This window comes from Chryseobacterium sp. IT-36CA2 (assembly GCF_949767875.1).
Classification (GTDB): Bacteria; Bacteroidota; Bacteroidia; order Flavobacteriales; family Weeksellaceae; genus Chryseobacterium.
On the sequence record NZ_CATKPG010000020.1, the window covers coordinates 674,102 to 693,643 of the forward strand.

General features: G+C 34.7%; 16 protein-coding genes. 3 read left to right on the forward strand and 13 right to left on the reverse strand.

Translation table 11 applies throughout. The features are described 5' to 3' along the window. Positions 1-9: 9 nt before the first annotated feature. The 3 genes from ACM6F9_RS10495 to ACM6F9_RS10505 form a co-directional block, all read right to left on the reverse strand. Positions 10-2,601 carry a DNA gyrase/topoisomerase IV subunit A gene (locus ACM6F9_RS10495; RefSeq protein WP_414845658.1) on the reverse strand — a complete coding sequence of 864 codons (2,592 nt, stop codon included), beginning with the start codon at positions 2,599-2,601 and terminating at the stop codon, positions 10-12. Positions 2,602-2,607: 6 nt separating this feature from the next. Continuing rightward, the gene (locus tag ACM6F9_RS10500; protein WP_414845670.1) at positions 2,608-3,024 is read right to left on the reverse strand and encodes a hypothetical protein; all 417 of its coding nucleotides are present in this window, start codon (positions 3,022-3,024) and stop codon (positions 2,608-2,610) included. A gap of 166 nt (positions 3,025-3,190) precedes the next feature. After that, a complete protein-coding gene (locus tag ACM6F9_RS10505; protein WP_414845671.1) occupies positions 3,191-5,077 on the reverse strand; it encodes a DNA topoisomerase IV subunit B in 1,887 nt (628 codons plus the stop codon). Positions 5,078-5,548: 471 nt separating this feature from the next. Between ACM6F9_RS10505 and ACM6F9_RS10510 the strand changes: the two genes are divergently transcribed. Beyond that, positions 5,549-6,697: a methionine aminotransferase gene (locus ACM6F9_RS10510; protein WP_414845672.1), complete on the forward strand. Its 1,149-nt coding sequence runs from the start codon at positions 5,549-5,551 to the stop codon at positions 6,695-6,697. Between the two features lie 105 nt (positions 6,698-6,802). Here ACM6F9_RS10510 and ACM6F9_RS10515 read toward each other — a convergent pair whose 3' ends face one another. From ACM6F9_RS10515 to ACM6F9_RS10530, 4 genes are all read right to left on the reverse strand, one after another. Then, positions 6,803-8,044 (reverse strand): tail fiber domain-containing protein, encoded by a 1,242-nt coding sequence (locus ACM6F9_RS10515; RefSeq protein WP_414845674.1) that lies wholly within the window; start codon positions 8,042-8,044, stop codon positions 6,803-6,805. Positions 8,045-8,619: 575 nt separating this feature from the next. Continuing rightward, positions 8,620-9,384: an SDR family NAD(P)-dependent oxidoreductase gene (locus tag ACM6F9_RS10520; protein ID WP_414845675.1), complete on the reverse strand. Its 765-nt coding sequence runs from the start codon at positions 9,382-9,384 to the stop codon at positions 8,620-8,622. 89 nt (positions 9,385-9,473) lie between these two features. Next, positions 9,474-10,412: a helix-turn-helix domain-containing protein gene (locus tag ACM6F9_RS10525; RefSeq protein WP_414845676.1), complete on the reverse strand. Its 939-nt coding sequence runs from the start codon at positions 10,410-10,412 to the stop codon at positions 9,474-9,476. A 58-nt stretch (positions 10,413-10,470) separates the two neighbouring features. Then, on the reverse strand, positions 10,471-10,680 hold the full coding sequence (locus ACM6F9_RS10530; RefSeq protein WP_414845677.1) for a helix-turn-helix domain-containing protein: 210 nt from the start codon (positions 10,678-10,680) through the stop codon (positions 10,471-10,473). A 695-nt stretch (positions 10,681-11,375) separates the two neighbouring features. Between ACM6F9_RS10530 and ACM6F9_RS10535 the strand changes: the two genes are divergently transcribed. Next, positions 11,376-12,029 (forward strand): hypothetical protein, encoded by a 654-nt coding sequence (locus ACM6F9_RS10535; protein WP_414845678.1) that lies wholly within the window; start codon positions 11,376-11,378, stop codon positions 12,027-12,029. 84 nt (positions 12,030-12,113) lie between these two features. Here the strand turns inward: ACM6F9_RS10535 and ACM6F9_RS10540 are convergent, their stop codons facing one another. Together ACM6F9_RS10540 and ACM6F9_RS10545 are read right to left on the reverse strand one after the other, a co-directional pair. Next, positions 12,114-12,611, reverse strand: coding sequence for an NAD-dependent epimerase/dehydratase family protein (locus ACM6F9_RS10540; protein WP_414845861.1), 498 nt, complete (start codon positions 12,609-12,611; stop codon positions 12,114-12,116). 6 nt (positions 12,612-12,617) lie between these two features. Further along, the gene (locus ACM6F9_RS10545; protein WP_414845679.1) at positions 12,618-12,857 is read right to left on the reverse strand and encodes a hypothetical protein; all 240 of its coding nucleotides are present in this window, start codon (positions 12,855-12,857) and stop codon (positions 12,618-12,620) included. A 230-nt stretch (positions 12,858-13,087) separates the two neighbouring features. Between ACM6F9_RS10545 and ACM6F9_RS10550 the strand changes: the two genes are divergently transcribed. Then, a complete protein-coding gene (locus ACM6F9_RS10550; RefSeq protein ID WP_414845680.1) occupies positions 13,088-13,246 on the forward strand; it encodes a bacteriocin in 159 nt (52 codons plus the stop codon). Positions 13,247-13,638: 392 nt separating this feature from the next. Here the strand turns inward: ACM6F9_RS10550 and ychF are convergent, their stop codons facing one another. The 4 genes from ychF to ACM6F9_RS10570 all read right to left on the reverse strand — a co-directional run bounded on the left by ychF (position 13,639) and on the right by ACM6F9_RS10570 (position 19,348). Continuing rightward, positions 13,639-14,730, reverse strand: a complete 1,092-nt coding sequence (gene ychF, locus ACM6F9_RS10555; protein ID WP_414845681.1) for a redox-regulated ATPase YchF — start codon at positions 14,728-14,730, stop codon at positions 13,639-13,641. A gap of 179 nt (positions 14,731-14,909) precedes the next feature. Then, the gene (locus tag ACM6F9_RS10560; RefSeq protein WP_414845683.1) at positions 14,910-15,461 is read right to left on the reverse strand and encodes a ferritin; all 552 of its coding nucleotides are present in this window, start codon (positions 15,459-15,461) and stop codon (positions 14,910-14,912) included. 233 nt (positions 15,462-15,694) lie between these two features. Continuing rightward, entirely contained in the window at positions 15,695-17,311 is a 1,617-nt protein-coding gene (locus tag ACM6F9_RS10565) for a glycoside hydrolase family 10 protein (RefSeq protein WP_414845684.1), read from the reverse strand. Between the two features lie 171 nt (positions 17,312-17,482). After that, positions 17,483-19,348 carry a DUF1028 domain-containing protein gene (locus ACM6F9_RS10570; RefSeq protein ID WP_414845685.1) on the reverse strand — a complete coding sequence of 622 codons (1,866 nt, stop codon included), beginning with the start codon at positions 19,346-19,348 and terminating at the stop codon, positions 17,483-17,485. Positions 19,349-19,542: the final 194 nt, after the last annotated feature.

Sequence of the window (19,542 nt, forward strand, 5' to 3'; positions counted from 1 at the left end):
TTCTAAAGTCTATTCATTTTCATTATTCCCATCCTCCTGAAACAGGTCACCAATAACTCCACCGTCTTCATCCATATCTCCGGTTGGCTCCGGATCTTCATATACTTCAGGTTCTTCTTCTATAGGTTCAGGAATCGTAATATTAATTGCTTTTACTTTGAACTTTGTAAACTGGTTTCCGATTGCTTTTATTCCTTTTACGGCAATAAATTCATCAATGTTTATCGTTTCCGGCTCACGTTCTTTTCCTTTATCTTTTGCAAAAATGATTTCTGCTGTTACATCATTGGCAACAATTACGTTCTCAATGAATGATTTCGGGTGTTCAGATGGCATGAAAGTCTGTACATTGACCGTATTTTCCAGTAAGAATCTCTTGATGAAATAAATGTCTTTTTCTCCATCATAATAGATACAAGTAATTGGCTGTGCAGGTCTCCATTTTTCAAGAACCAGATATTCATCATCAAAACGGTTGCCAAGGTCAAAAGAAACCAGTTTTACTTCACCATTGGTATTGATTGTAAGAATTTTATCATCACCTTTAAAATTTCCCAGTAATGTTCCTCTTACATCTGCATTCAGTCTTCTTACAGTATCATCAAACCAGATTTTTCTAGGTGCCAGGGTAGAAACTCCTTCTTCCTTCATATCCACTTTCTTTACCGAGTATTTGGTAACCAGATTCCCTTTGGAATCACGCCCTTTGATGGCAAGATCGGAGAAATTGATCTCCATTTTGTTCTTTCTGATTCTTGGATTGGGTTTTAACAATACCGTTACAGTTTCTGCTTCACCATTGGGATTTGCAGAAAAATAAAGGGTTTCTGAGCCTTTTTTATCTGAAGCTAACGGATAATCTGTATTCCTGGTCACTCCGGTTACAGAGAATCGTTTCATATAATATGGTCCTTCTCTGCCTTCACGGTAGATCATATTATACACGGTTCTTTTATCATTTTTCTTCCATATGGCAACATGCAGAATATCTTTTCCGACGAACGTTTTAGCTTCTACTTTTACCACTTTCATACTTCCGTCTTTTCTGAAAATGATGATGTCATCAATATCAGAGCAATCAAACAGATACTGGTCTTTCTTCAAAGATGTTCCAATGAAACCTTCTTCAAAATTAGCATAGAATTTTTCGTTGGCTACTGCTACTTTTGTAGCATCAATGGTATCAAAGATTCTAAGTTCTGTTTTTCTCTGTTTGTCTTTACCGTATTTTTTCTGAATATTTAAATAATAATCAATAGCATAAGCAATCAGGTTAGCCAAGTGGTATTTCACCTGCTCTATTTTACCTTCCAGCGATGCAATATTTTCTTTAAATTTATCTAAATCGAATCTTGAAATTCTTTTGATTCTGATCTCTGTCAGTTTTAAAATATCTTCTTCCGTAACAGCTCTTAAAAGATGTTTGGTATGAGGTTTTAATCCGGCATCAATGGTTTTTATTACGTCTTCCCAGGTTTTCACCTCTTCGATATCGTGATAGATTCTGTTCTCGATGAAAATTCTTTCCAATGAAGAAAAATGCCAGCTTTCCTGAAGCTCATGAAGTTCAATTTCAAGTTCCTTCTTCAATAATGATACGGTATGATCCGTATTCATTTTCAGAATATCTGAAACATTCATAAACATAGGCTTGTCACCTACGATTACACAGGCATTCGGAGAAATAGTTACCTGACAGTCTGTGAATGCATACAAAGCATCTATCGTCTTATCAGGAGATACATCATTATGAATATGAATCAGGATTTCTACTTTATCTGAAGTATTATCCTCAATTTTTTTGATTTTGATTTTCCCTTTCTCATTGGCTTTTAAGATAGAGTCAATAAGATCAGTCGTTGTTTTAGAATAAGGAAGTTCGGAAATTACCAATGTATGTTTATCCGTTTGGGTAATTCTTGCTCTTGCCCTTACTTTTCCACCTCTGTGACCGTCATTATATTCAGAAACATCGAGATAACCGGCTGTTAAGAAGTCCGGATACAGCTCAAATTTCTTTCCTTTCAAATAGGCTACAGATGCATTGATAAGCTCATTAAAGTTATGGGGAAGTATTTTCGTAGAAAGCCCCACTCCAATACCTTCTACTCCCTGTGCAAGAAGCAAAGGAAATTTTACAGGTAAATCGATAGGTTCATTATTTCTTCCGTCATAAGACTTGGTCCATTCTGTAGTTTTAGGATTAAAAACCACTTCCAGAGCAAAAGGAGTAAGTCTTGCTTCAATATATCTTGCCGCCGCTGCAGAGTCTCCTGTATAGATATTTCCCCAGTTTCCCTGAGTATCTATCAACAGTTCTTTCTGTCCGACCTGTACCATAGCATCTGTAATGGAGGCATCTCCGTGTGGGTGATATTTCATCGTATTCCCCACGATATTGGCCACTTTATTATAACGGCCGTCTTCCAGTTCACGCATAGAGTGCATGATTCTTCGCTGAACAGGTTTTAAACCATCATACACCGAAGGGATAGCTCTATCCAAAATTACATAGGAAGCATAATCCAGAAACCAGTCTTTGTATAGACCAGAAACTTTTTTTAGGCTTTCACCCTCATGCGAATGTTCTTCTGTCGTCATCTGTTTTTAATCTTTTTTCTCTTTATTAGCTTTCACTACTTTGTTCAGCGAGAGTCTCAAATCATTTACTTCTTTCTGGGTCAGATAAGAAATCTGGTATTTAAGTATTGTAGAACCATTATTCTTACTGGAAACGGTAATATATAATCTTTTGAAAAAGAAAATACTTACCACATCATATTTTATCAGTTTGTATTTTGGAAACTCATCGTGAAGAGGCTTGTCTAAAAAAGGAATAATATTTCTGTTTTTAAAATTCAGAGCTTCTCCATCGCTGTCATATTCAAAAATCTGCCTTCCGCTGATATAAAAGATCATCAGCAGCAGAACAGGAACAATAATCAATAAATAACTTTCTTTACCTAGTGCATTAAATCTGTATTCATTGGCTGCAAATGTGATTATTCCGAATATTGTTGTCATCAAAAGCAGCGTGCTTAAAGAATTATAAATTGATAATTTATTACGGTTACTCAGTCTCATTTTAATTTTTGGGTGTGTAAGTTCTATAATTTCCTACTTCATCCAAAATTGTGTTTTTTTTCAGTCTATACATCGGTTTTAACGTGCTATTTTTTTAAGTGATTTTTTAATTTTCTACTTCATCCAACAATTGTTTTTTATCAATATCAGTATCATCTTCTACGACAAGATTTTCAAGAATAAAAACCTGCCTGTCTGGAGTATTCTTTCCCATATAAAACTCCAAAAGCTGGTCAATGGTCTGATCTTTTCCTATCACTACAGGTTCCAATCGTATGTCTTTCCCGATGAAATGTTTAAATTCGTCAGGAGAAATCTCTCCTAATCCTTTAAATCGTGTGATTTCAGGATTTTTTCCCAAATCATTTAATGCTTTTACTCTTTCGGCTTCTGAATAACAGTATCTTGTTTCCTTCTTATTTCTCACCCTGAATAAAGGGGTCTGAAGAATATAAAGGTGTCCATTTTTAATCAGATCCGGGAAGAACTGCAGGAAGAAAGTAATCATCAGGAGACGGATATGCATCCCATCTACATCGGCATCGGTAGCAATAATCACCTGATTGTATCTCAAGTCTTCCAGACTTTCTTCAATATTTAAAGCGGCCTGAAGAAGGTTAAATTCTTCATTTTCGTATACTACTTTCTTAGTAAGACCATAGCAGTTCAATGGTTTACCTTTCAGTGAAAATACAGCCTGAGTTTCTACATCCCTTGATTTTGTGATAGATCCTGATGCAGAATCTCCCTCGGTGATGAAGATCTGAGAATCTCCTTTTCTCTCCGCTTTCTGATCATTGTAGTGCTGTCTGCAGTCACGAAGCTTTTTATTGTGAAGAGAAACTTTTTTAGCTCTCTCTCTTGCCAGTTTCTGGATTCCGGAAAGTTCTTTTCTTTCTCTCTCGGAAATCAATATTTTTCTTTGGATCGCTTCAGCTATTTCCGGATTCTTATGTAAGAAGTTATCCAGTTTGTTTTTAAGGAAATCAATGATAAATGTTCTTACAGTAGGTCCATTTGGCCCCATATCATTAGATCCTAACTTTGTTTTAGTCTGAGATTCGAAAACAGGTTCTTCTACATTGATCGAGATTGCAGCAATAATAGATTTTCTGATGTCTGATGCATCAAAACTTTTATTGAAAAATTCACGAATGGTTTTCACATACGCTTCACGGAATGCATTAAGGTGTGTTCCACCCTGGGTTGTATTCTGTCCGTTAACGAATGAAAAATAAGTTTCGGTCTGTGATTTATCAGAATGGGTAATAGCCAGTTCAATATCCTCATCTTTCAAATGAACAATCGGATAAAGAATATCACTTTCCAGTTCTTCTTCCAATAAATCTTTAAGACCATTTTCAGAAAAATAGGTTTCTCCGTTGAAAAGAATTTTTAATCCTGGATTCAGATAGGCATAATTGCGGAGCATTCTCTCGATATACTCTTTTCTGTATTTGAAATGCAGGAATATTTCCCCATCTGGGATAAAAGATATTTCAGTACCATTTCTGTCCGAAGTATCCTTCTCCTCAAGGTTTTCTGTAATCATTCCACGGGAAAATTCGGCAACTTTCATTTTTCCGTCACGGAAAGAACGCACCCGGAAGTAATCCGAAAGAGCATTTACCGCTTTGGTACCGACCCCGTTCAATCCTACAGATTTTTTAAACGCTTTACTGTCGTATTTACCACCGGTATTCATTTTGGATACAGCGTCTACAACTTTCCCTAGAGGAATTCCACGTCCAAAGTCACGGATGGTAACTTTTCCGTCGTCCAGTTTTATTTCGATTCTTTTCCCCGATCGCATCCTGAACTCATCAATAGAGTTGTCTAGGATTTCTTTAAGCAGGATATAAATACCATCATCAGCAGAAGAACCATCACCGAGCTTCCCGATGTACATGCCGGGTCGCAGACGGATATGTTCCTGCCAATCGAGGGTTCTGATATTATCTTCGGAGTAGGTTGGATTTATTTCTTGTGACATATAGATTTCAGCAAACATACAAAAGTACAAAATTGTCTAAAATTATCCGAATTTTAAAAATCATTTTTTCCTAACTTTTATCGTTCAGTCGGGAGAATACCAATAGAATTTTAAGTCAATTAAATTTGTAACAGCACAAAAACAATCAGAGTCCATTCTAAATCTCAAAATTTTCGTTAATATATAACATATTGTAAAAATATTGCTTTTTACATACCAAAAAGTATTTTATTTTATATTTTCCAGTTCATGTATGATATTTTTGAGTATAGCAGGAATAATAAGCTTATGAAAAGAATAAACGGGTAAAAAAATCCAATATATGTTTAAAATCATTATATCCATAAAATCCAATATTCGAGTCGTGAAATCTCTGAATTTCGGATTTAAATCTATGTTTTATCTAATTTTATTTTTTTAAGTTCAAACCATTTTAAATATTTCATTAATTTCGGTCAACAAAACTTTTTTATGATACAACTTCCTTTGTCTAAACTTTCCAATGTAGGAACTACTATTTTCAGTCAGATGACTCAGCTTGCCAATGAAAATGAAGCCATCAATCTGTCTCAGGGATTTCCAGACTTTATGCCGGATCCGGAATTACTAAATCACGTAGATCATTTTATTAAAAAAGGATTTAACCAGTACGCTCCACTTGGAGGAATGATTGGTCTGAAGGAAGAAATTGCCAGAAAAATTGAGAACAGTCATCAGGCAGTCTACCACCCCGACGCTGAAATAACAGTTACAGCAGGCGGAACTCAGGCTATTTTCACCGCTATCGCTTCTTTTATCAAGAAAGACGATGAAGTGATTATTTTTGAACCAGCATATGACTGTTATGAGCCTACTGTAGAACTTTTCGGAGGTATTGTAAAACGTTTTGAAATGAAAGCTCCGGATTATGAAATCGACTGGACAGCTGTAAAAAATATGGTCAGTGACAAGACCAGAATGATCATTCTTAATAATCCCAATAATCCTTCAGGAAAAATCCTGAAAGAAAATGATATCCAAGAACTTATTCAGCTGGTAAAAGGGACTTCCATTCTTATTTTAAGTGATGAAGTGTATGAAAATATTGTTTTTGACGGAAAGCAGCATTTAAGCATCTGCAAATATCCTGAATTGAAAGAAAGAAGTCTTCTTGTTGCCTCTTTTGGGAAACTTTTCCATGTTACCGGTTGGAAAGTGGGTTATTGCGCTGCGCCTAAAAGTTTAACTAATGAATTCAGGAAAGTACATCAGTTCAATGTGTTCTGTGTAAACACACCTATTCAGCTTGCTTTGGCAGAATATATGAAAGATGAAGATCATTACACCTACCTGAATCAGTTTTTTCAGGAAAAAAGAGATTTTCTGAGAAAAGGTCTGGCCGGAACTTCTTTTGAGCTGCTGGATTGTGAAGGAACTTATTTTCAGGCTGTAAAATATGATAAAATATCAGATAAAAATGATTTTGATTTCGCTTCTGAGCTTACTATCAATCATAAGGTGGCCAGTGTTCCTTTTTCTTCATTTTATAACAATAAACTGAATGAAAATGTAATCAGATTATGTTTTGCCAAGAAACAGGAAACTTTAGAAAGGGCGATTGAAAACTTATCAAAAATTTAAGAAAAAAAAATATAAAAATATTTCCATTAAAAAAGGCTGAGGAATAATTTCCTCAGCCTTTCACAAAATATATCTATCAAACACTAAATATCTTTTGATTAGTTCTTAATTATGTTTTTTAAGCTCTGCAATCTCTTTTTTAAGCAGATTAATTTCCTGCTGTTGCTGCTGCACCGCATTCACTAAGATCTTTGTAAGTGCGCTTTCATCAAACTCTCTTTTGTCCTTAAGACCACTTTTCGCACTATCATCTATAGTATTTACCATATAAGGAGCTACTTTTTCAACATCCTGAGCAATAAAACCTACGTACTGCTTATTTTGGTCTTCATATCCTGACTTTTCATTATATCTGTAAGTGACAGGCTTTAATTGATTAATAACATTTAAACCATCTTTAAAGCTTTCAATATCTTTTTTAACTCTTCTATCTGAGAAAGTTCCCCAGCTTCCTCCTCCCGGTTTATCTGCTGTACCGTTTACAGAAAGTAAGCTTGTTGGTGCACTTGTTCCAAGACCAAGAGATCCGTTACCCTTAACCCTTAAACGTTCTTGATAGTATCCCCCTACAGAGTATCCAACATAAAAATCTTCGTCATCAGCACCACTACGTATAGAACCAATCCCCCAGTTTGCTCCGCCAATATTTGTTCCATCGTTTGTAAAACCTATAAGCGCTAAATTATTTGCTGCTGTTGCTGAAGTATTTCTAACCGCCAGTATAGGATATTGGTTAGTACCGTTAGGAGCATCTATTAAGGTATATCTATTGTTAACAGCTTCCGATGTTACAACATGAAATCTGTTTTCAGGAGTACTGGTATTGATACCTACATACCCATTAGCTCTTATTCTCATACGCTCGGCATATTCATTATTAACCGGAGAGTTTCCAAAATAGAAATCTTCATTCGTATTAGTTTGATTACGTATGGATCCTATTCCCCAGGATGCCCCCCCTCCTCCAGGTCCATTATTTGTAAAACCGATAAGAGAAAAATTATTCGCTGCTACAGGTGATGTATTCCTCAATGCTAGTATAGGGTGTTTAATACCAGCATTAGGAGCATCTATTAAAGTATATCGGTTATTTACAGACTTTGTCGTTATAACCTGAAACTTATTCTCAGGAGCTGTAGTACCTAAACCAAAGTTTCCGTTTTGCTGCAGAACCAAATCATTATTTTGCTGAGTTGCTGAAGGTGCTCCGGAAGCCGGATTATCCTTTGCTCCATCTACGTGAAACGTTCCTTGTGGATTTGAAGTCTGAACGCCGATTTGTGAATACATGAATGCCGGTGATAGTAATACCAAGGCCAGTAGAGAAACTGTGTTTTTCTTTTTCATCTTTTAAATGTGTTTTTAATTATTATTGTTATTCTTCTCAACTATCTTTTATTTGTTATAGTAAAAAGATCGGATAGAGTAAAGCATTCTATAATTAATCAACTTTATATATCTCGATAATACATCAGAGAAAAGATAGTTTGTTGATTGAAAAATTTTGACAAAGGTGAAAATTACCACTCAATACATAGAAAAAACACACTACATCAAATACACATCACGCTGAAAAACCACCATACAACACCGGCACAACATTTAAATAACACACTGATTTACAATGTGCAAAATCTACATCTTATGTAATATTTCATTAAAAATGCCTATAGAAGAAAATCGAGTTCTTATCATTTTAAATGATGATAAACTCTAAAACATAATATAAAACCGTTTATGCAATTTTAGTTGGTGTTCTCAACTGCCCATGACGAAAATTCTTTTAAAAAATATTCAGCTGTTTTCATTGTTTGTATTGTTTATTTTTAAATGAAATATTGCAGAATTATTACAATAAAAAAGAACGCATCAATTATGATACGTTCTTTTTTTATCCTCAGATTACTTACTGCTATTATATGTTATAAAAACATTCCTCCTGAAACTTCGATTCTTTGTCCGTTGATCCATCTTGCATCTTCTGTACATAGGAAAGCTACCACTCCACCGATATCATCGGGCAGCCCCACTCTTCCAAGAGCTGTGGCACCTGCTACCACTGCATTGATCTCTTCATTATCTCTTACTCTTCCTCCTCCGAAATCAGTTTCAATAGCTCCCGGAGCTACCACATTGGCTTTAATCTTTCTTGAACCTAATTCTTTAGCCATATATTTAGTAAGCATTTCTACTCCAGCTTTGATTGATCCGTAAACAGAGGATCCCGGCGTTGCAAACCTTGCCAATCCTGAAGATACATTGATGATTCCACCTCCATCATTAATGAATGGTAATAACTTTTGAGTCAGGAAAAATACTCCTTTAAAGTGAATATCTACCACATCATCCAATTGTTCTTCCGTCACTTCCGTAATCGGTGAATATAAAGCAGTTCCTGCATTATTGATAAGATAATCAATGTGAGTGCTCCCTGTATTTTGCTGTAGATGATCCGTCACTTCTTTTACAAAAGCATCAAAACTTTTTAAATCTTTTGTATCCAACTGGAAGGCAACAGCATTCCTTCCCATTGATTTGATTTCATTCACTACAGCATCAGCCTCTTCTTTGTTGCTTCTATAAGTAATGATAACATCCAATCCTTTTTGAGCTATTTTAAGCGCGGAGTTTTTTCCCAATCCACGGCTTCCTCCGGTTACCAGTGCGATATTTGTTTTTGTGTTCATTGTATTTTGATTATTTTGATGGTACAAAGTTGGGATATTTTCAGACTGGATCGTTTGCTTGAATCAATCTGAAATTTGCAAAATTCAAATCACGATCGAAATTCCATGGGAGTAAATGAAGTCTTTCTTTTAAAAAAGTTGGAGAAATGGGCTATTTCTTCAAAACCCAGGGCATAAGAAACTTCTGAAACATTCCATTTTGTTTGCCTTAAGAGAATCTTAGCTTCCTGAATAATACGGTCAGAAATAAATTCAGTAGTTGTTTTTCCTGTGCTCTCCTTTAATTTTTTATTCAAATAATTGACATGAACTGCTAATCTGTCAGCATAATCTTTTGCTGTTTTCAGCTGTAATCTCTGATCTGAGGATTCGATTGGAAACTGTCTTTCCAGCAGTTCTATAAATAATGAAACCACTCTTAGTGAAGCATCGTTGGAGGCTGAAAGTTTTGCGGCTGGCTGCAATTTCTGTCCATAATGAATCAGTTCCAGCACATAATTCCTGATCAAATCATATTTAAAAATATAATCGGAAGCTATTTCATTTTTTATTTTTGCAAACAGAATTTCTATTTCATCTGCCAGTTCATCCTCAATTTCAAACACAGGAATATTACCCGGCTGAAAAATGGGCAGATCTTCTAATGAAAACCGGGATTGCGCCTTGATAAAAAAATCTTCTGTAAACACACAGAAACTTCCCGACTGGTCAGGATCTTCCGGCACCCAGTGATAAGGAACTTTTGGAGTAGCAAACAATAAAGCATTTTTTTCAACGGTAATGATTTTATCTGCATATTCCGCTCTGTTTTTCCCTCTTATAAGGCTTATTTTGTAGTATTTCCTCCTGTTATAAGGCATTTCTGAAGTAGTTCTCACTCTTTCAATGGTCTGCTTTATATCAAAAACATTAAAGTGTCCGATATCTTTATGAAGTCCTTTTGGAAAAATACTTTCAAGATCTTTGCCCAGTTTGGCAGCCATCTCTTTATAGAAATCTTCCAGTGAGGTATGTGCTACTTTTTCCATTGCAGATGATTTGTAAAATTCAAATATACGAACTTATGAAACAGACTGCTTAAATATCTTACAGATTACTCGCCAGGATTCCAAACTCTTTCTTAAAAGCAAATGAAAAATGTGATAGATCCTCAAATCCTAAATCAATATAAATATCTGAAGGCCTCTGTTTTTTTTCTTCAATCAAAAACCTGACTTCCTGTAAACGCCTTTTGACCAGCCAGCGATTAGGTGTTTCATTAAATATTTTTTTTAAATCTCTTTCAAAAGCAGACAAATTACGTCCAGTAAGGAATGCAAAAAGTTCCAGATTAATCTGGAACTCATAAACAAATATAAACTGGGAAAATGGATTTTACCTCATTTAAGCAAAGGCAAACGAGGATTTTCTACGAGATTTGATTTAGGGAAAATCTTTATACTCATTATTAAACGCTTGAAAACAAGCTGTCAATAGCGTGTATTAAGCCTGAAAGAATATTTTTCAAAAGAAACAATAAACTGGCAATTGCTTTATATATTACTTTAATAAATAGTGGAAAGACAGTTCTTTCAAAAGAATTTGGATTTCTCTTTGTATATTTGTATAACAATAAAAGGAAACTGGATCTTTCCAGCATACAATTGGATGGAAGTCATACCCATAGCAAACAGAAAGAGAATCATCTAGTACCAGTAACTGTATTTTCCTTTGTGATAACCAGGGCAAATGCTTTCAATGGGGAATCCAATAAGCGGTGAGCATCATGATTTATATAATATTAAAGTTTATATGGGATTCTCGGTCTTCTAAATGATGCTGATATAGAGCATAAAAGGATTGTTTATGAATGCGGATCCAGGTTTTGACAGTAAAAAATTCAGAGTACATTATATGGCTTTTTTTATTTTGTTTTTAAGATAAAAAAATAAAAGTTTAAATAAGTTTAATAAAATTATTTTCCTATATTTGTAAAATAAATGAATACTAAAATGAAAAAACAAATTTCCCTCCTAATCTTTACTCTGTCTACAATAACATATGGTCAGATAGGAATAAATACTCCAACACCAACTAATACACTTGATATAAATGGTGACCTTAGGGTTCGTTCTACTGTAACAAATACCAGCACAAACAATTTGGATGTTTTAATGTCTAATAACACTGGTGTTGTTTCTAGGATTACTACACAGAACTTTTTGAAAGATCTAAAAACCCCGGCTAATATCTTTAATGCTGAGCAAACAACAAATTTAACCGATAACCTGAGTGGAAATAACACTGTCAATAAAGTACAATTTGGAACGATTAATCTTATTGATACTAATGCAGGGACATGGAATAGCAATACTAATATCTATACTGTTACTAAGGCTGGAATATACCATATCGTAGCAGGTGTCTTGCTAAATAATGCTGGATCAAATACTTCTCTAAGGATATATGCGGGAACAGGTCCAACACCAGCAAATCTGCTGCAGGTTGGCGGGATAGGTCTTGCTGGTAATTTGTTTTCTGCAAATGGCACATATGTGAAAGTGCTAGAAGCAAACGATATAATTTATTGCACAACCAATACGGGAAGTTCAACTAATTATCAACAAGGGAAAGCTTTTTTACATATTATTTATACACCATTATAGAGATTTAAAATTTAGAAGAGACTGCCTCCAAGAGACATCCCTTTTTACTATTGACTAATCCTGAAAAATAAGTTTATAGATAAGTTATTCGATTAAAATACCAATCCGGAAGATGTTATTTTCCGGATTTTTATGAACTTTAAACAACTTCATTCTATAAAATATAAAACCTTCCCTTTTATAATAATAACATTTCTGCATTAAACATGTGTTTATGAGTTGAATAGAATACGCATAATCATTCGATAAAACAGGTCCCATCACCGTTGTTGGGTTCACTACAGATAATTCCATTCCATAGCCTTCATTTTGGATAAAATCCCACGCCGTTCTTTCTGAAATCGTCTTAGAACTTTGATAAGGAGCTACTGAATCATTAAGCACAGTCCAATCTTCTTCTGTATAGGGTGTGTTTTTCCAAATTCCATAGCTTACTGCTCCAAATGCTGAAGTGAGCACTACTCTTTTCACCCCTGCTTTTTTTGCTGCTCTCAATACAAACAAAACTCCGTTTTTGGCAGGAACTACAAAATCATCTTCTGTTTTGGCGTTGGTATGAGGAGTGGGTGAAGCAGTGTGAATAACATACTAGCAGCCATCAGCTGCTTTTTCCCAACTTTTTTCGTCTTCTAAATCTGCTTTTGCAAATGATAAATCTTCAAAAGACAATATTCCTCCTTCTTTCAACATCTGTTTTACCAGTTCGCTTTTCTCCAAAGAACAAAGGGTCGCTTTTGCTTTATATCCATTGTTAAGCAGGGCAATCATGCAATAGCAGGCTATGAAACCTGAACCTCCTGTTACCAAAACCGTTTCTTTATTTTCCATTTTCTGAAATATTAGTAAGACAAATTTCCAAAATAAAACATTACGCTACTATGCTGAAAAGTCCATTTTAATTGTGTTGAGACGTTCAATAAAATATTAATTTAATTTGAAATTAATTATCAATATCACCAGATATTGTTAAAGTATTTCTTTATTTAATCCAAACAAAGTGATATAATTCATTTGTTTTTATTATTTTCGTCAAAACCAACTCATTAAAAATCAAACCTATGAAAAATCAAATCAATCAAATCGGAAAAAAACTGAACAAAAAAGAATTAAAAGTTATTACTGGAGGAAAAGAAATGTGTCTGCTTCCGGATATGACATACAAGAAGATTTCTTTTGCTTGTGGAGAACTACAATGCCAACCGGGTATTGAATTGTAAGATATACAAAAAAGCTAAACCATAAAACTATAACGAATGAAAAATCAACATGTAAACAATGGGAAGAAACTCAATAAAAAAAAGTTGAAATCCATTACAGGAGGAAAAATAGTTTGTTCCACAAGTGGTGGTGGATGTGCCCAAATTAATACTGGGTGTATAGAGCCACAATGCAGACCTGGGGTAACAGAAGTATGTATGCCTTTATCAAATACATGTATAAAAAAGTCTTTCAGTTGTGTAGAGCCACCATGCTGGCCAAACTTAGAGCCACCAATTCAATAATATAAACCGCTTCCCCTCAAGGAAGCGGTTTTATTCTTATATTCTACGCAAAAAGCGCTCCCAAATACATGGAAGCGCTTTTTATTATAACGAACTTTAATATTTTCTTATACGTTGAATCTGAAGTGCATGATGTCCCCATCCTGTACAATATATTCTTTACCTTCTACAGATAGCTTTCCGGCTTCTTTTATCTTTACTTCAGAACCGTAAGTGATATAATCATCATATTTGATTACTTCTGCACGGATAAATCCTTTTTCGAAGTCTGTGTGGATTACTCCAGCAGCCTGTGGTGCAGTCCATCCTTGACCGATAGTCCATGCTCTTACTTCTTTTACTCCTGCAGTGAAATAGGTCTGAAGTTTTAAAAGATCATATGCTTTTCTGATCAAACGGTTAACTCCCGGCTCAGTAAGACCTAACTCATCAAGGAAAATTTCTCTTTCTTCAAAAGTTTCAAGCTCATTGATATCTGCTTCGATCTGTGCTGCTAATACTACTACTTCAGCACCTTCACCTTTAGCCATTTCTTCAATCTTAGCAATCCACTCATTTCCGTTTTTGATAGAATTCTCGTCTACATTACAAACGTAAAGAACCGGCTTATTGGTCAACAACTGCACTTCTCCGATAACTGATTTCGCAAAATCATCGACAGCAAATTCTCTTGCATTTTTACCATCTTCTAAGAATTTCTGTAAATTCTGAAGGGTTTCATACGTAAGGAGATCTTCTTTCTTCCCTGACTTAATGAATTTTTTAGCTTTCTCTACTGCTTTTCCTACGGTTTCAAGGTCTTTCAGCTGAAGCTCTATATCAATAATTTCTTTATCTCTTAGCGGATCTACAGAACCTTCTACGTGAATGATGTTTCCATTGTCAAAACATCTTAAAACGTGAATAATTGCTTCACACTCACGGATATTAGCCAGGAACTGGTTCCCCAATCCTTCTCCTTTACTGGCTCCTTTTACAAGACCTGCAATATCAACAATCTCAACTACAGCTGGTAAAACTCTCTCAGGTTTTACGATTTTCTCCAGTTCAAACAATCTCTGATCCGGTACAGATACTGTTCCAAGGTTCGGTTCAATAGTACAGAAAGGATAGTTTGCTGATTGAGCTTTTGCGTTACTCAGACAGTTAAAAAGTGTTGATTTACCTACATTCGGCAGGCCTACGATTCCACATTTCATATTGTAAAATTCAAAGTTTAAGGTTTAGGAGCAACCCAAGGTATTCTCAACTTTAAACATTGAACTTAGAACCTTGAATTACGAGTGTGCAAAGATAGTGATTTTTGGGGGAGTTTCATAATAAAAAAATCTGCCGATATTCTGACAGATTTTAAAAAGGTTTGTATTCACCGGATATTTTATGGATTGGCTCCTGTAGCATTTTGAGCTAACGGAACATCATTTGGTGCTTCCTGTAAAGTTTTATCTAAAGTAAATAAAGATTCATCAGTAGCTCTGTCTCCTCCGGCAATTTTCAATTTATCAATTAGATTCTGAGCTAAAGTTTCTTCTTCAATCTGTTCCTGTACAAACCACTGCATAAAGTTCCAGGTTGCCCAGTCTTTTTCTTCCATAGAAAGATCTACAATTTTATAAATGGCAGTTGTATTGTCTACTTCATGTTTAAAAACACCGTCAAAACAGGCTGTGAGTGATTTAGGATCAGCTGGAGGGGCTGGAATGGCTGTCACTTTTGGTTTTCCGCCTCTGTTCAGAATATATTCCATGAATTTGATGGAGTGATTTCTCTCCTCCTGAGCATGGCGGTAAAGGAAATTAGCTATTCCCTGATAGCCTTTATCATCAGCCCAAATTCCATAAGATAAAAAAACGTGTGATGCATGAATCTCTTTATTCATCTGATCACTAAGTGCTTTTTCCACAGTTGCGGAAAGTCTTTTAGTATTCATAATTTTATATTTTGGTGATTATGGAATGAATCATGCAAAAACGGTTCCGATAAGATTGTTATTTTATATTAAAATCAATAATCAACCTCAAAATAAACTGATTTTCAGTTATTTAAATTAATAATTTATAGTTATTCTAAAATAAAAACCAGCTCTTTTTGAGAACTGGTTTTTATTTTATTATTGAGATTGCTTCACCTAAAGGTTCGCAATGACTTAGGATTTTTCTTTATCTACTTAATCTTTCTGGCTGTATAATCGCTTTCGTTTCCTAATCTGTCAATGGCTTTAATGGCAACAGCATTTAGTTTTTTACCGTCTTTAAATTTAGGAATGTCTTTAGAAAGAGTATCAAGTGTTAAAATTTCAGTCTGCCAAACTCCGTTGTATTGTGTAAAAAGAGCCCACAGAAAGACATCAGTAGCATTTTTTGTACTCCAGCTTGTCTGTGCAAAGCTCCCATTATCCGTAATGAATAAGGTAGGAGTCTGCAATGGTACAGCTTTGATCCATGGGGATTTCGGAACTAATGCTTTTTCATTGTATGGTCCGCTTTTCAAAGCAGGAAGCATATTTGGATTCTTGGTAAGCCCACCAATGCTCCAGTGAATTTCTCCGGCATCATTTTTCAGGATATTTCTGGAAATAGCAATCTGGTTTTTGATTTCTGTAGGACGGTCTGATACTTTAATCTCAACGGTATTCAATCCCGGCCATAAGTGACGGTTCATTGTATTTTCAGACTGCCACCAGCTCAACAGGGCTTCAAAACTTTGTCCCTTGGAATCAATAGGCCAGTAAAGCTGTGGTGAGAAATAATCTACCCAGCCTTTATTTAACCATAGTTTTGCATCTGCATATAATTCGTCATATTGAGAGGAACCTACAATTCCTGCCGGATATCCGGGTTTCCAGATTCCGAATGGGCTGATCCCGAATCTTACATTATTTTTTTCTGCATGAATTTCTTTATAGATTCTTTCTACAAATTTATTCACGTTATCTCTTCTCCAGTCTGCTCTGGATAATGTTCCTCCGCTGCTTACATAAGCATTCCACGTAGCATTATCAGGAAAATCTGCTCCTTTATTGTAGGTAGCATAGGGATAGAAATAGTCATCAAAGTGAACGGCATCAATATCGTATCTTTTTACAATATCTTTCACCACATTGGATACGTGGCCTTGTGTTTTCGGATTAGCCGGATCAAACCAGTACATTCCGTTCTTTAACCTTACAACGATATCAGACAGCTTATTGGCCATTGACAGGTTATTTACAGCACCTCCATTCGTGTGGTGTGCACGGTAAGGGTTTAACCAGACATGGAGTTCCAAGCCTCTTTTATGAGCTTCCTGAATCCAAAACTGAAGCGGGTCATAATTTGGAGAAGGAGCAGTTCCTGTTTCTCCGGTCAGGAAGTAAGACCATGGCTCTATATTACTGGTATAAAGTGCATCTGCGGAAGGTCTGATCTGGAAAATAGCAGCGTTGAAATTATTGTCTTTCAACATATCAAGCATATTGATAGCTTCTGCTTTTTGTTGATCCACCGTAAGGTCATTTCTTGAAGGCCAGTTGATATTGGCTACACTCGCAATCCATGCACCACGAAACTCTCTTTTGATTTCCGGAAGGTTGGTTCTGAAATTTTCATCAGTTGAGGCAGTAGTTCCTGTAGTCGGTTTTGTTGTTACGACAGGTACTTTTGGTGGAGCTGTATTGTTTGTGGGTTTTGCAGCATTTTTTGTAGGTGGAATTGTTTTTACAATATTATTCTGTACTGAACAGTTAGCCAGAGAAGTAAGAGTTCCTAATAATACAATAAATCTGACAGGTTTAAAATTCATACTTTTTATTTAATTGAAACTTTAATTATTTAGATAGTTTGTAAATTTACAATTTAAAATCTACAGAGATATTTTATAAAGAAGTCATAAAAAAAGAGCTTTATCTAAAGCTCTTACAACCATTTACAAATATGCTTATATTTAATTAGTCTTCAGTATATAGATAAGATATTAATGTTTAATTATTATCTTTTTAATTTTTTTATTTTCTTCACTATCAGTAACTACAACATATAAAACACCTTCAGGAAGTGAACTTCCATCTATTTCAGTTACCTTCTGAACGTTTGTTTTAGATACAGTTTTTTCAAACAAAAGGTTTTGACTTTGATTATAAATTGAAATTTTTAAATTTTGATTCTTAAAAGAATTTAAATCAATAGTAAAATTATCCCTTACAGGATTGGGATAAATGTTTATTTCTGTGTCTATTTTCCGTTCAGTTTCGGAAACACCTATTTTATTATAATCAACTGATATCCTATTCAATACATTATTACAAGCGGGTAGATTAACGAGATTTTCTTTCATTTCATATGCCAGATTAATCAAATTACTCAAAATTCGATCATTATCATTATTAATCAATAAACCAGTACTTACGGTTCCCAAACTGGTAAAAATATCCGTATCTGCACAAAGAATGTCACGTGTAGTACAATCATATACCAAGACAGGCTTATTATTAGCATTCACACCTAATACTACAGCATTCAAAGGCATTTTTGAAAAATAACTTTGTGTACCTCCTCCTTGTTGAAAACTTGTAATATTCCCAAAAGGTCCGCTAAAAATTTTTTTACTTATTGGTAAACTACTGTTATCAATAAAAGATTTATTTGGATTGGCTATTTCCTGAGTAAGCTGATATCCCCATTTTGAAAAAAAGGAATTTCCATCACCCCCACTTTCAAATAAAAACACGGTTTTATTTGGCGTTAAAGACCAGTTATAAGCTTCATTGATCTCACCTATCGTAAAATTTTTTGAAGGCCCCATTGCTGCTTTATTAAATGTTCCAATAAAAAAAAGATCTGTTGATAAGTTATTAAGTACTGTTTGAGTAATTGATCCTTGATTATCAAACGCGTCTGTAATGTTAGTTTTAAACCCAGAATAACCATAAACACCAAAATTATCTGCATTTAAAACTTTAGCCCGTGAATTTTCCATTTTATCACCATCAAAAGTATATCCTCTGTCCCCGGAAGGTTGTCTGTTATTACTTATACTGGTAATGTTTAGTATTGGAAGATTATTAGCAGGAAGTCCGGCATTTATATTTTTCCAGTTTTTAAACATTCTGTATAAAATATCAATAGGCTCTTTATTAACGCCACAAGGATTTATGTATTGTAGTTCTAAGAAACCTTTATTAAATGGATCCATTGGTTTAGCCACTGCAATATAGGCAACACTAGAAGAAGTTCCGTTCGGAAGACAGCGAGAATCAGCTCCAGGTCTTTTAGCTGCCAAAAGAGCAGCCATTAACTTATCTTCCAACTCTCCAGGGTTGTTTAAAAATGCATTGTAAGCATCATCCAAAACAGCCTTACTTATTAAAATATTTCCAGCAATAGCAAAATTTTGCCCATAGCGATAATAATTTACATTACCATTTCCCTTTCCCGTAAAAGCAAATGCATTTGGAGAACCGTTAACGTTTAATCCTGTTCCTGGGTTTAAAGTCGCGGCCAGTAACTGAGAAACATTGATATCTTGTTTATCAGCTATATTAGCATTAATAGCTTCGAAAGCATTATATCCAGATTCAAGATAATTTTTTGCATTTGGAAAAGAGAGTATGCCTGTAGAAGCTTGAGTATTGAATGCTCCTTTTCCCGGAACCAGCATTGCAATATTATTTCTTAAATCAAAATTACAAATGCAGGTAAAACCTGCAGTTCCTACTTTACCTGTTGCAGGATCTACACCAACAATGCTAAGTGTAGCCTGCAATTTTAAAGCAATTGAAAAAAAAAGAATTGTGAAAAATAATTTACTTTTCATTTGTGACTGAATGAGTTTGTTTTTCATAATTGGATTTGGTTTTAAAGTTTTCTTACATATTATAAATGATTGTTAATAATCTTTTCAAGCATTTAAATTACGTTTAAAAATACATCAAAACATAGTGAAATATGATAAAATCCAATATACTAGAATATTATTCACAAAAAATAGCCTGAGAGTTTTCCCAGGCTATTTTTATTATCTTAAATCAGAAAATT